This is a genomic window from Streptomyces sp. NPDC087300, from assembly GCF_044744425.1.
Classification (GTDB): Bacteria; Actinomycetota; Actinomycetes; order Streptomycetales; family Streptomycetaceae; genus Streptomyces.
Map to the genome: position 1 here is coordinate 1 of NZ_JBIUYI010000015.1, position 13197 is coordinate 13197.

Here is a 13197-nt window from a genome sequence, read left to right on the forward strand (position 1 = left end):
GTTACATTCCGAACCCGGAAGCTAAGCCTCACAGCGCCGATGGTACTGCAGGGGGGACCCTGTGGGAGAGTAGGACGCCGCCGAACTAATTTTGAATGGGAAAACCCCCGCACCCTTGGTGCGGGGGTTTTCTGCGTTCCAGGGCCCTTTCCAGACCCATTTCCAGACCCATATCCAGACCCCGCTCAGGACGGGCTCACCAGCTTCGTGTCGTACGCCAGGATGACCGCCTGCACCCTGTCCCGCGTGCCCGTCTTCGCGAGGACGCGGCCCACGTGCGTCTTCACCGTGGATTCCGCGAGGTGCAGACGGGAAGCGATCTCCGTGTTCGTCCAGCCGCGGCCGATGACGGTCAGGATTTCCCGTTCGCGGTCCGTGAGCGACACGATGCGCGGGTCCTGGGCCGGGTCGGCGGGGGCGATTCCCGTGGGCAGCCGGTCCGCGTAGGTGTCGAGGAGCCGGCGCGTCAGGCTCGGGGCCACCACCGCGTCGCCCGAAGCGACCGCGCGGATGCCGGAGAGGAGGTCCTCGGGGAGCGCGTCCTTGATGAGGAAGCCGGACGCCCCGGCGCGCAGACCGGCGTACGCGTACTCGTCGAGGTCGAACGTCGTGAGGATCAGGACGCGCGTGCGGTCGCCCGACGCGATGATGCGGCGGGTGGCCTCGATGCCGTCGAGGCCCGGCATGCGGATGTCCATCAGGACGACGTCCGGGTGGAGTTCGGCGGTCATGCGGACCGCCTCGCTGCCGTTGCCCGCCTCGCCCGCGACCGCCATGTCGTCCTGGCTCTCCAGGAGCATGCGGAAACCGAAGCGCTGCATGGGCTGGTCGTCGACGATGAGCACGGTGGTCACGGTGTCTCGCTGTCCTTCGGGAGATGGAGGTGGACCCGCCAGCCGCCCGGTGGGCGGGGGAGCGGGCCGGCCTCAAGTGTGCCGTCGTACAACGAAGTTCGCTCGCGCATTCCGGTCAGTCCGCGACCGCCGCCCGACTTCGCACGGTTTTCCCGGTCCCTGGCCCCGACGCCAGCCCCAGCCCCGACTCCGACCCCGGTGTCCGTGACCTCGACCGTCACCCCCTCCGGCCCGTAGCCGATGTCGACGGTGGCCGTCGCGTCCGGGCCGCCGTGCTTGAGGGTGTTGGTGAGGGCCTCCTGGATCACGCGGTACACGGCGAGTTGGCGCCCTGCGGGGAGCGTCCCGGGGGCGCCGCGCACGGTCCGGCGTACGGGGAGGCCCGCGGCCCGTACGCCGTCGATGAGCTGGTCCAGGTCGGACAGGGCGGGCTGCGGGGCGAGTTCGGCCGCGGCGGGGCCCTCGTCGTTCAGGACGTCGAGGAGGCGGCGGAGCTCGGAGAGGGCCTGTCGGCTGGTGCTGCCGATGGCTTCGAGGGCCTGGGCGGCACGTTCGGGGGACTTGGCCGCCGCGTACGAGCCGCCGTCCGCGAGGCCCGTGATGACCGAGAGGTTGTGGCCGATGATGTCGTGCATCTCGCGGGCGATGCGGGTGCGTTCGGCGGCCGTGGCGAGCTGTGCCTGCTGGTCGCGTTCGACTTCGAGCCGCCGGGCGCGTTCGACGAGGGACTGTGTGTAGTCCTGCCGGGAGCGGATGGCGATGCCGAGGAGCGCGACGAGGGCGTACGCCCAGAGGAAGGGGACGATCTGCGTGTCCCAGCTGTCCTCGGGGAAACGGACGGCGCCCACGACGAGCGGCGGCGCCATCATGGCGCCCGCCGTGCCCAGGGTGCGCAGGGGCAGCCGGAGGGCGATGTGGAAGACGACGACCAGCTGGAGCATCGAGGCCTGGAGCATGGCGCCGGACGCGCTGTTGACGAGGCCGACGGCCGTCATGAAGGCGAGGACGGCCAGGGGGTGGCGGCGGCGCAGGAGCAGCGGCAGGGAGAGGCCCAGGCTCATGGCGACGACCAGGGCCTGCGGGACGCCCGGTTCGGGGGCGACGGTGCGCCAGCCGCCGTTCGCGGCGTCGGTGCAGGCGGCGACCGCGAGGAAGGCGGTGAGCAGCAGGTCCCAGGCCAGCGGGCGGCGCCTGTCGAAGGCGCGCACCCGCCGGGTCAGACGCTGGAGGTGGGGGGTCGACGTCGGCCGTATGTCGGTCACGGCCTCATCCTCGTACACGGGTCGAGCGTCGCGCCGCTCGTCATACGTCGCGCCGCTTGAGGAGTACGGAGGCCGCCCCGATGAGGGCCGCGGCCCACAGGGCGAGGGTGAGCAGGGCGGTGCCGGGGGAGACGGCGTCCTCGACGCGGGCCACCGAGCCGAGGGCGCTCGCCGCCTGGGCCGGGAAGTGCTCGGCCACGGTGTCCACGAAGCCGAAGGGCAGCAGGGTCAGGACCTCGGGCAGGATCATTACGGCGGCGATGAACGCGCCGATGGCGCCGGGCACCGAGCGCAGCAGCGCGCCGAGGCCGAGGGCGATCAGGCTGAGCAGGGTGATGCCCGCGGCGCTGCCCGTGAGGGCGCCCAGGACGCCGGGGTCGGCGAGGGACAGTTTCTTGTCGGTGTCGGAGAGCCAGATCTGGGCGGTGAGGAACGTGCCGGCGTTCGTCACCAGGGTGGCCGTGAACGCGACGGTCGCGAACACCGCGGCCTTGGCCCACAGGACGGGCAGGCGGTGCGGTACGGCGGTGAGCGAGGCGCGGATCATGCCCGTCGAGTACTCGCCCGCGATGACGAGGACGCCGAGGACGGCGAGGCAGATCTGCGAGAGCTGGGTGCCGAAGAGGACGAAGACGACGGTGTCGATCTCGGCGTCGTCGCCGTCGTAGGTGGAGCCCATCATGATGCCGACGGCGAGGACCAGGACGGTCGCGGTGAGCAGGGTGATCCAGGTGGAGCGGAGCGTCCACAGCTTGTGCCACTCGGAGCGCAGGATGCCCTTGGCGCTGAGGCGGTACGGGGCGGGGGCCGGGGTGCTCTCGGTGACGGGGGACACGGGGTGCTGGAGGGTGTCGGTCATGCCGTTGCTCCTTCTGGACGCGGGTGGGTGGTGGTGGCGGCGTACTCGACGGAGTCCCTGGTGAGGTCCATGAAGGCCTGCTCCAACGAGGCTTCCTGCGGGGTGAGTTCGAAGAGCGGGATGCCGTGGGCGGCAGCGGTGCGGCCGATGTGTTCGGCGTCGGTGCCGCGTACGTCGAGGACTCCGGACCCCTCGCCGGTGATCTCTGTGCCGGGGCCCGCGAGCAGCTCGGTGAGGAGTCCCGCCTCGGGCGTGACGACCTTGACCGAGCCGGTGCCGGACGCGCGGACGAAGTGTTCGACGGTGGTGTCCGCGAGGAGCCTGCCCCGGCCGATGATGATCAGGTGTTCGGCGGTGAGGGCCATCTCGCTCATCAGGTGCGATGAGACGAGGACCGTACGGCCTTGGGCGGCGAGGGACTTGAGGAGGTTGCGGATCCACAGGACGCCCTCGGGGTCGAGGCCGTTGACGGGCTCGTCGAGGATGACGGTGGCGGGGTCGCCGATCAGCGCGGCCGCGATGCCGAGGCGCTGGCCCATGCCGAGCGAGAAGCCCTTGACGCGCTTGCGGGCGACCTCGTGGATGCCGACGAGATCGAGGACCTCCTCGACGCGCTGCCTGGGGATCGAGTGGGTGTGGGCGAGGGCCATGAGGTGGTGGTACGCGGAGCGGCCCGGGTGGACGGCGCGTGCTTCGAGGAGTGCGCCGACCTCGTGCAGGGGCGCGGGGTGTGCCGCGTAGGAGCGGCCGCCGACGGTGGCGTGGCCGCGGGTGGGGGCGTCGAGGCCGAGGAGCATCCGCATGGTGGTGGACTTGCCCGCGCCGTTGGGGCCGAGGAAGCCGGTGACGGTGCCCGGGTGGACCTCGAAGCCGAGGTCTTCGACGACGGTCCTGCCGCCGTATCGCTTGGTCAGTTCGTGAGCCTTGATCATGGCTTCGATGCTGCTGCGTGCGGCGGCGCGGATCGTCGGACCGGGGGCGGGAAGTGCGGGTCCCGGGTAGTACCGGGGTACGAGGGCGCCCCTGAGAGGGGAGGCGGTGAACCTCCGCTACGGGGTGGGTAGTTCGCTGTCCGGCCAGCGGGTGCGGCCCTGTTCGCGTGATCTGAGCAGGGCCAGGGTGGGCAGGCCGCGGTCCGCGCCCGTGGTGAGCAGGTCCGGGAGCTGGGGCAGCGGTGCCACCGCGGCGACGTCGTCGAGGACGAGCGTCACTGGTGGGTCGAGCCGACCGGAGGATGACCGTTCGGCCATGCGCCGGCCGTGCTCGACCACGCTGGAGGCGAGTGCCGTGAGCAGTGGCATGGCACCCGGGCCCTGGCGGGACTTGGGATCCTCGATCGCCTCACCCACCACAAAAAGCGTGCCCCCTTCGTCGACGAAGGAATCCAGGGTGAGCGCATCAGTTCGGTTCGGGGTGCAGGACTCGCGGACGTGGACCGTGAAGAGCGCGGAGAGCGCGCGGGCGGTCAACTCCTGTGCCATGTCGCGGCGTTCGGCGTAGGCGGTGAGGGCCGCCTCCAGTTCGCCGGCCGCTCCCGAGGACGCCTTGGGGTGGGTACGGAGGATGCGTACGGCCTCCTGGACCTGGGTGCCCTGGGACCAGCGGTGGACGTGCTTCATGGGCTTGTCGCCGACCGCGGCGGCGTGCAGGAAGCTGCGCAGCAAGGTTTCCGCGGTGTCGGCCACGGCGGTGTCCAGCTTGGCGCTCGGCCTTATCGGGGCGAGCAGGGCGGCGGCCCGGTGGGCGGCCGTGGTCTTGTCCTCGCAGCCCGCGGTGGGGGACCAGTGCATGCGGGCGGGGGTGTCGCACAGGTGCGAGGGGTCGTAGAGCAGGACGGGGCCGAGCTTGGCCCGCGCGTCCTTCGTCTCGGCCCACAGGGTGGGGTCGGAGGTGATGACCAGGGCGGCGCCCTCGGCGTCCTGGATGGCCTGCACCGCCAGTGGTCTGCGGGTTTCCGGGCTGCCTAGTACGAGGGGGGCCAGGGGGGTACGAGGGGTGGGGACGGTCGGCGTCGTCGGTGCGGTGTGCTGCGCGCGGGCGTCAGCGGGCTTCTCGGTCGGGACCGGGTCCCTGTACTCCGGGTCCCTGTACTCCGTGCCTGCGGCGCGGGTGTCGTCGTGATGCTCCGTCGGGGCCGGTTCCCTGTATTCCGCGCCTCCGGCGCGGGGTTCCCATCCGCCCACCCGTTCTCCCACCGGCGGCGTACCTGCCCCCACCACCCGCCGTCTCCTCCGCACCATCCTCCACCGCGCCACCGTCCCCATCACGAAGACCGTCAGCACCACGAGGACCATCAGCTGGCCGATGAACAGGCCCCAGAACAGGCCGTAGCCGGAGAGCTGGGCGGGTGGGGTGTCGGGCCAGGCGCCCGGCAGGTCGTGGGGCCGGCCGATCAAGTGGCGTACGGACAGCGGCGTATGGCCGAAGGTGACGTGCTCCGGCCAGGAGCCGTGTGCGAACCAGCCCGAGAGGCCCGTCGCGGACCAGACGAGCACCGTGGATCCGAGCAGAAAGCCGAGGAATCCCACCAGGAGGCCGTCGGGGATGCCGCGTTCGCCGCCGGGGGCCCGCCGGGGCCGGCCCCGCTCCCACTCATCCCGCATGCTGCTCCATGTAAGCCGCCCGTTCCTCCGCCTCGAGCTCGGCCGCCCGCATCGCCTCGTCGGTCGGCGCGTCGTCGGGGAGGTCGGCCGACGACTCGGTCATGGCGCGGTCGGTGAAGACCAGCGGCCGTTCCGTCTCCGTGATGAGGTGCTTGACCACTTGGACGTTGCCGTTGACGTCCCAGACCGCGATGCCGGGGGTGAGGGTCGGGATGATCTCCACGGCCCAGCGGGGCAGGCCGAGCACCCGGCCCGTCGCCCTCGCCTCGTCCGCCTTCTGGGCGTAGATCGTCCGCGTGGACGCCATCTTCAGGATCGCGGCCGCCTCCTTGGCGGCCGCGCCGTCCACCACGTCGCTCAGGTGGTGCACCACCGCCACGAAGGACAGGCCGAGCCGTCGGCCGAACTTCAGCAGGCGCTGGAACAGCTGCGCGACGAAGGGGGAGTTGATGATGTGCCACGCCTCCTCCACCAGGAAGATGCGCTTCTTGCGGTCGGGCCGGATCCAGGTGTGCTCCAGCCATACGCCGACGATCGCCATGAGGATCGGCATCGCGATGGAGTTCCGGTCGATGTGCGAGAGGTCGAAGACGATGAGGGGGGCATCGAGATCAATCCCCACCGTCGTCGGTCCGTCGAACATGCCCCGCAGGTCACCGTCGACGAGCCGGTCCAGGACGAGGGCCACGTCCAGGCCCCAGGCCCGTACGTCGTCTATGGCCACGTTCATCGCCTCGGCCGACTCCGGCTCGGGGTGGCGCAGTTGCTCGACGATGTCGGTGAGGACCGGCTGGCGCTCCACGATGGTCTCGTTGACGTACGCGTGCGCGACCTTCAGGGCGAAGCCCGACCGCTCGTCCAGGCCGTGCCCCATCGCGACCTCGATGATCGTGCGGAGCAGCGCGAGCTGGCCCGTCGTGGTGATCGCGGGGTCGAGCGGGTTGAGCCGGATGCCCATGTCCAGGGCGGCCGTCGGGTCGAGCCGGATGGGAGTTATGCCCAGCTCCTGGGCGATGAGGTTCCATTCGCCGACGCCGTCCTCGCCCTGGGCGTCGAGGACCACGACCTGGCGGTCCTTGAACCTCAGCTGGCGCAGGACGTAGGTCTTCTCCAGCGCCGACTTGCCGTTGCCGGACTCGCCGAGCACCAGCCAGTGCGGTGCGGGCAGTTGCTGCCCGTACAGCATGAAGGGGTCGTAGATGTAGCCCTTGCCGGAGTAGACCTCGCGCCCGATGATCACGCCGGAGTCGCCGAGGCCCGGCGCGGCCGTCGGCAGGTAGACCGCCTGGGCCTGCCCCGTCGAGGTGCGCACCGGCAGCCTGGTCGTCTCGACCTTCCCGAAGAGGAAGGACGTGAAGGCGTCCGTGAGGATGGACAGCGGATCCCGCATCTCAGCAGCCTGCCTCTACGTCTAGCGTCGGATGCCGGTCGCGAACGGCAGCGTATTGACGAAGGCCCTGTGGTGCTCGCGGTCGCACCACTCCAGCTTCAGATACGACTTGCCGGCCGAGGCGCGGATGGTGCGCTTGTCGCGCGCGAGCGCCTCGGGGGAACGGGACGAGACCGTGATGTAGCCGACCAGGTTGACGCCCGCCGCGCCGCTCGCCAGGTCCTCGCCGCGCTGGTCCAGGCGGGAGTGCGAGGCGATGTCGCGGGGGTCGACGGTGCGGTTCATCTTGGCCTGGCGGCTGGCCTCCGCCTCGTCGTTCGTCTTCTCCGTCAGCATCCGCTCGATGGCGACCTCGGTGGGTTCGAGGTCCATCGTGACGGCGACCGTGCGGATCACGTCCGGGGTGTGCACGAGCAGCGGCGCGAGGAAGTTGACCCCCACCGGTGTCATCGGCCACTCCTTGACCCAGGCCGTGGCGTGGCACCAGGGCGCGCGGGTGGAGGACTCGCGGGTCTTCGCCTGGAGGTAGGTGGGCTCCATGGCGTCGAGCTCGGCGGGCCAGGCGTTGCGCTTGGTCATCGCCTGGATGTGGTCGATGGGGTGGTCCGGGTCGTACATGGAGTGCACGAGGGAGGCGAGGCGGCCCTGGCCGAGCGGCTGCCGTACGCGGATGTCGGCCTCCTGGAGGCGCGAGCAGATGTCGGTCAGCTCGCGTGCCATGACCACGGCGAGACCGGCGTCCTTGTCGAGCTTCCTGCCGCCCTGCGGGCGCGCGGCGCGGGCCATCGCCTGTGCCTCGCCCGCCAGTTCGCGGGAGTAGTGCATGCAGGCGACGAGGTAGGCGCGGTGCTGCTCGCTGCTGGTGGACACCATCGACTGGAGCTGGTCGTACGACTGCTGGAGCCAGGGCAGTGCCCGGTCGTCGCCGCGCTGGCTGACGTCCTTGGCGTGCGCGTCCGGGTCGGCGGGCAGCGTACGGGCGAGCATCTGGAGGCGCGTCACGAAGCCGTCGCCGTTCGCGACGTGCTTGAGGAGCGTGCCGAACCGGTCGACGAGGGCTTCCTGGTCCTCGGAGTCGCGGAGCCCCACACCAGGGCCCTCGATCTCGATGGCCGCAGTAACGGTCCGCCGGTCCGCGTGCAGCAGCACGGCGATCTCGTCGGGGCCGAACGGGGCGGCCAGCCAGCTGATCCGGCCGATGCCGGGCGGCGGGCCGACCTCGACCTCGCGGCCGTCGACCCTGATGCCCGCCTCGGGGGCGGCGGAGCGGTAGGCGGTGCCGCGCTTGAGGGAGCGCTTGTAGCTGCGGTTGATCTCGAACCACTTGTAGAACGTGCGGTGCTTGTAGGGGACGTACACCGCCGCGATGGCGAGCATGGGGAAGCCCATGAGCAGCACGATGCGCATGGAGAGGACGGGGACGAGGAGCCCGCACATCATGCCGAGGAACGCCCCCGCGATGATCAGGGCGATCTCCCCGGTCTCGCGGTTCTTGCCGACGATCGCGTTCGGCCGCGCGCGGCCGATCAGATATGTGCGGCGGGGCGCGACCGGCTGGGACACGTGGGACTGGGTCGTCAACGCCCTTCACCTCCCGAGCGGTTGGAACTGCTGTTGCGGTTGCCGCCGCGGTTGCCCGCGTGCGGCGTGTCCGTCGCGCTGCTGCGCGGCGGGGGTGCGGCGGAGGGGACAGATCCGCCGCCGTTCGATGAGCCGCCGCCCCCGGTGGGGCGGCTGCTGTGGGCGGCGACGCCGCCGCTGGCGGGGTTGGCGGGCCGCGCCTGGCTATTGCCGCCGCCGTCGCCGCCGTTGCCCCGGGAGCTGTGGGTCTTGATGCCCTGGGAGACGAGCGAGGCGGGAGAGCTGATCACGGCGGCGGCCTTGTTCTCGGCGCTGCCCATGACGCGGTTGTTGCGGGAGTTGGCGATCTCGTCGCCGAAGCCCGGTACGAAGCGGTAGATCATGGCGCTCGCGAAGATGGCGAGCAGGATGATCGAGAGTCCGGAGACCACGGCGGAGAAGGAGTCGGGCCCGTCGTCGGCGGAGAGCGCGCCGGCGAGTCCGAGCACGATCACGATGATGGGTTTCACCAGGATCACCGCGATCATGATCCCGGCCCACCTGCGGACGTGGCCCCACAGGTTCTTGTCGACGAGGCCCGCGTACACGACAGTGCCGAGGAGCGCCCCCACGTAGAGGAGCGCCGCTCTGATGACCAGCTCCAGCCAGAGCACGCCGGCGGCGAGGATCGACACCAGCGAGACGACGATCAGCATGATCGGGCCGCCGCCGATGTCCTCGCCCTTCTTCAGCGCACCCGAGAACGTCCCGAAGAACTGGTCGGTCTGACCGCCCGTCGCCTTCGCGATGACGTCCGACACGCCGTCGCTCGCCGACACGACGGTGTACAGGATCAGCGGGGTGAAGGCGGAGGCGAGGACCGTGAGCCAGAGGAAGCCGATGGCCTCCGAAAGGGCGGTGGTGAGCGGCACGCCCCGCACCGCCCTCTTCGCCACGGCGAGCAGCCACAGGAGCAGCGTCAGGATGGTCGACGCGGCGAACACGACGGCGTACTGCTGGAGGAACTTGGAGTTGGTGAAGTCGACGTTGGCCGTCTCCTTCACGGCCTCGGACAATTTGTCCACGGTCCAGGAGGCGGCGTCGGCACAGCCCTTCGCCAGGGAGCTGAGGGGGTCGAGGGAGTCGGGGAGGGGGGGTTCGGTGGGGTACTTGCCGCTGCCTCCGCTGCTGCTCTGGCCTTTTTCGCAGTACTCCTTCGCGGGCCCGCGGATGAGGTCGCAGGGGTTGTCCGAGGGCTTGGGGTCCGGTGCCGCGAAGGCGTGGGTGGCCAGCAGCACGGCCGCTGTCTGCACCGTGGTGAAGGCGGCGGCGAGCGTGAGGGTGCGGCGACGAGCGCTACCGGGCATAGGTGAACCCTCCGAACTGCTCCACTGCCTTCGCCATGTCGTCGGCGGTGGACGCCCGCTGATCGCGGCCGACCGGGACGGGACCGTCCTTCTGCCGGAAGTCGGCGACCTTCCAGTCGCCGTCGACCCATCGCAGCTCGTACGTGTTCGTGAACCAGCTCTCCGACACGGGGTTCTTGGTGTCCTCGCCCGCCAGGCCGAAGAGGGACGAGTACCAGATCTCGACACTCGCTCTGTCACCGCTGAACTTCGTGGCCTTGGTGCCCACGGGGATGATGCGCGAGACGAACTTGGTGTTCTTGGGCGCGGAGCCGTCGGCGTTCAGGCCGATGCTCGTCAGGAACTTCTCGCCCGAGTACACCTTGTCCAGCGAGGACTGACGCTTCGTCGCCTCGTCCGGGGTGTAGACCGTGTTCACGATGCCGTGCCGCTGGTCCTTGTCGAACATCTCGGCCGAGCCCAGCGCGACCGCGTAGTTCGCGGCCGCACTCTGCGCCCCCTGCTCATCATGAGCGAACCCCGAAGGAATCCCCGAGTTCTTACCCCCGACAGGCTTCGTCCCCGAAGGGGCAGTAGGCGACGTGTCGGACTTCTTGCCGTCCCCGCCCCCCGCAGAGGACTCGTCCCCGCCACGGTTGGCGAACGCGATCGCCGCGATCAGCAGGACCACCACGCCCACGACGGTGACCAGGCTGCGCGAGGAGGACCGGCCGGACCTGCCCGATCTGCGCGCGCCGCCGTAGACGTCGTCGCCACCGCCCTCCCCCTCGGGGAGCCGTGTCCTGGTCTCTCCCGAGCCGCCGAAGAGGCCGTCGTTCCGCTCGTCGTCCAGACTCATGCCGCGTACGCCCCCTCAACCTCTCGCTGAACCGCCACGTACGACGGTAGCCGTGCTGGTTCCCGCGCGGGCGCGGTGTGGTGACTCGACATCAGGGAGTTGCAACCTCAGCCGGTGGGCACGACGGACGGGTGGGGAGAGGGGACACGGAGAGTGGGGGACACGGGAAGAGTGGGGACGTGGGGGAGGGGACGGGGGGAGGAAGGGGACGAGGGCGCGCGGCGGGCTCGCGGGTGGGACCGCTAGACCGCCATGCCGTACACGATGGTGAACAGCGTGCCCAGTGATCCGATGATGAAGACGCCTGTGAGGCCCGCGATGATCAGGCCCTTGCCCTGTTCCGCGCTGAAGGTGTCGCGCAGCGCCGTCGCGCCGATGCGTTGCTTCGCCGCGCCCCAGATCGCAATGCCGAGACAGAGGAGGATGGCGATCGCCATCACGACCTCGATCATCACGCGTGCCTCGTTGCCCAGGCTCCCGAAGGGACCCCAGTCGGGGGCGATCCCGCCGATGATGGTGGTGATGTCGCCCTTTTCGGCTGCCATAAGCATGTGTAACTCACCGCCCCTAGTGGGTTGTTCTGGCACCTCTGCCTACCTCGGTGCAGAGGACAGCTCATTCTCGCCGACAATCGGGCCCGCGCATGCCGCCTTGGCGCCATTCGTTGGCTGACTTCGTACGTTTTCTCGTGCGTGAGGTCTGGTCACTCTGTGTATCACGCAGGATGACGCCGGGCAATGACGGCCCGGCGCGCCTCTGACCAGGTGTTCTGACCAGGTGTTAGGTCAGCCCGAGCCCGGCGGTGCCGCGGGTGACGAAGGAGCAGTCGGTGTAGCGGTAGGCGGTACTGAGCCGCGCGCCCTCGGCGCGGTCGCGGACAGTGGCCCGTTTGTAGAGGAAGTGGTACTCGCCGGCGGGCAGCCGCAGGGTGGTCCTCGGGTACGTCGATACGCCGGCCCGGCACGCCTTGTCGCCCTGCGGCTTGTCGGCGAAGATCCGGCACGACGCGCAGTCCTTCAGCTTGACGCGGCCCGTGGTGGGGCCGGTGTAGAGGAGCTCCAGCTCGCCGGGGCCGAGGTTGGCGACGACGAGGTCGACGGTGCCGCCGCCCCCGGGGCGGGTGGGCGGCAGCCTGCGGCCCGCGCTCGGCCGGGCCGCGGCGATCTCGGCGGCGACGGCGATGTCGTCGGCGCGATCGTGCTTCTTGTCGCCCGGGTACTTCGCGGCGAAGTCCTTCATCGTCCGTGCGGCGTCGGTGAACCGGTCGTCCTGGAACTCGTCGATGCCGCAGGCGTAGACGCCCCGCCGTACGGCGCGGTCGGCGGCGCCGCGCAGCCCCGCGGCGTCGACCTCGCCGCCGGGCAGGCCGCTCGCGGTGGTGCCGATGGCCCGCAGTTCGTCCACGGCGGGGCAGGGCTCGGAGCCCTTGAGCGCGGCCTCGCGGGCGCCGATCGCGGCGCGCAGCGCGGGTTCGACCCGTGCGGCCCGGTCCGAGTCCGGGAAGGTGCGCAGCAGTTCGCCGAGCGGCCCGTCGGCGGCCGCCCGGCCCAGACCCGCCGTGCCGCACTCGTACAGAGAGGTGGCCAGGCGGTCGTCCGGCCAGGTGGCGAGTGTGCCGAGGTCGTCCTTGCCGAGGGTGTCGGGGACGGTCCGCAGATGCTTGAGGGGGCTGATGGCGTCGCAGTACTTCTTCGCGGCGTACGGCGCGGCGACCGTCTTGTAGTACGCGTCGAGGCTGTCGGGCAGCCGGTCGGCGGCCTTCGACCCCGGGTGGTCCTCGGCGAGACCCCGGTAGACGGCCAGGGCCTTCCCGTACTTCCGCACGGCCGCGCCGTCGTACGGCTCCCCGGCCAGGCCCGCGACGATGCGGTCCGCGCGTTCGAGGCGGCCGATGAGCATCTGCTCGACGGCCTCGTCGCGCGCGCCCTCGTACGCGAAGGCGCCGCCCGCGGGCACGGCGAGCAGCACGACACCGAGACCGACGGCGACCGGGCCGCGCAGCCGCCGGTCACCGGGCACCCGGGTGGCCCGGTGCGCACCCGCGACGGCGGCGGCGAGCAGGAAGGCGACGTAGCCGACGAGTACGCCCCCGGGGACGCCGTCGACGTCGGCGGGCAGCGCGATGAAGAGCAGGGCGGCGGTGGCGGCGCAGCAGAGGAGAGCCGGGAACCAGCGCCGCAGGAGAACGAAGCCGAGGCCGAGGCCGGTGAGGTTGAGGAGGGCTACGGATAGGGGGTGGAGGGGGTCGTGGGGGGTGGTGCGAGACGCGGTGGGTGGGTGTGGGGGGAGGGGCGGGGGTGAGAGCGGGGGTGGCATCGGGGGAGGCGGGCCGAAATGGCCCGGGGCGGCGTCACGGTCACCGCTGCCGCGGCTGTCCTCCGGCCCGAAGCCAGGCTTCTGGTCGCGGTGGTGGTCACGATCACGATCACGATCATGGTCACTGGGTTCCATCGCCGGCTCCCCC

The 13197-nt window shown here is 70.9% G+C and carries 11 protein-coding genes and 1 rRNA gene; 1 reads left to right on the forward strand and 11 read right to left on the reverse strand.

Annotated features, from left to right (window positions below; genetic code table 11):
* A 5S ribosomal RNA gene (gene rrf, locus ACIO9J_RS39785) occupies positions 1-86 on the forward strand; the annotation flags it as partial.
* 99 nt (positions 87-185) lie between these two features.
* Here the strand turns inward: rrf and ACIO9J_RS39790 are convergent.
* The 11 genes from ACIO9J_RS39790 to ACIO9J_RS39840 form a co-directional block, all read right to left on the reverse strand.
* A complete protein-coding gene (locus tag ACIO9J_RS39790) occupies positions 186-854 on the reverse strand; it encodes a response regulator (RefSeq protein WP_402010154.1) in 669 nt (222 codons plus the stop codon).
* Positions 851-2116, reverse strand: coding sequence for a sensor histidine kinase (locus tag ACIO9J_RS39795; protein ID WP_402010156.1), 1266 nt, complete (start codon positions 2114-2116; stop codon positions 851-853). The genes ACIO9J_RS39790 and ACIO9J_RS39795 overlap by 4 nt, the downstream gene beginning before the upstream one ends.
* 40 nt (positions 2117-2156) lie before the next feature.
* Positions 2157-2975: an ABC transporter permease gene (locus ACIO9J_RS39800; RefSeq protein WP_402010158.1), complete on the reverse strand. Its 819-nt coding sequence runs from the start codon at positions 2973-2975 to the stop codon at positions 2157-2159.
* On the reverse strand, positions 2972-3907 hold the full coding sequence (locus ACIO9J_RS39805) for an ATP-binding cassette domain-containing protein (RefSeq protein ID WP_402010160.1): 936 nt from the start codon (positions 3905-3907) through the stop codon (positions 2972-2974). Before ACIO9J_RS39805 ends, ACIO9J_RS39800 begins: the two co-directional genes overlap by 4 nt.
* A 117-nt stretch (positions 3908-4024) precedes the next feature.
* Positions 4025-5578, reverse strand: a complete 1554-nt coding sequence (locus ACIO9J_RS39810; RefSeq protein ID WP_402010161.1) for a type IV secretory system conjugative DNA transfer family protein — start codon at positions 5576-5578, stop codon at positions 4025-4027.
* Positions 5568-6968 (reverse strand): ATP-binding protein, encoded by a 1401-nt coding sequence (locus tag ACIO9J_RS39815; RefSeq protein ID WP_402010162.1) that lies wholly within the window; start codon positions 6966-6968, stop codon positions 5568-5570. Before ACIO9J_RS39815 ends, ACIO9J_RS39810 begins: the two co-directional genes overlap by 11 nt.
* 21 nt (positions 6969-6989) lie before the next feature.
* Positions 6990-8549, reverse strand: coding sequence for an SCO6880 family protein (locus tag ACIO9J_RS39820; RefSeq protein WP_402010163.1), 1560 nt, complete (start codon positions 8547-8549; stop codon positions 6990-6992).
* Positions 8546-9895, reverse strand: coding sequence for a hypothetical protein (locus ACIO9J_RS39825; protein ID WP_402010164.1), 1350 nt, complete (start codon positions 9893-9895; stop codon positions 8546-8548). The genes ACIO9J_RS39820 and ACIO9J_RS39825 overlap by 4 nt, the downstream gene beginning before the upstream one ends.
* A complete protein-coding gene (locus ACIO9J_RS39830; RefSeq protein ID WP_402010166.1) occupies positions 9885-10733 on the reverse strand; it encodes a hypothetical protein in 849 nt (282 codons plus the stop codon). The genes ACIO9J_RS39825 and ACIO9J_RS39830 overlap by 11 nt, the downstream gene beginning before the upstream one ends.
* A gap of 242 nt (positions 10734-10975) precedes the next feature.
* Positions 10976-11284, reverse strand: a complete 309-nt coding sequence (locus ACIO9J_RS39835) for a hypothetical protein (protein ID WP_055570172.1) — start codon at positions 11282-11284, stop codon at positions 10976-10978.
* A 229-nt stretch (positions 11285-11513) separates the two neighbouring features.
* Complete coding sequence (locus ACIO9J_RS39840; protein ID WP_402010168.1) at positions 11514-13049, reverse strand: tol-pal system YbgF family protein; 1536 nt, start codon at positions 13047-13049, stop codon at positions 11514-11516.
* Between the last annotated feature and the right edge of the window lie 148 nt (positions 13050-13197).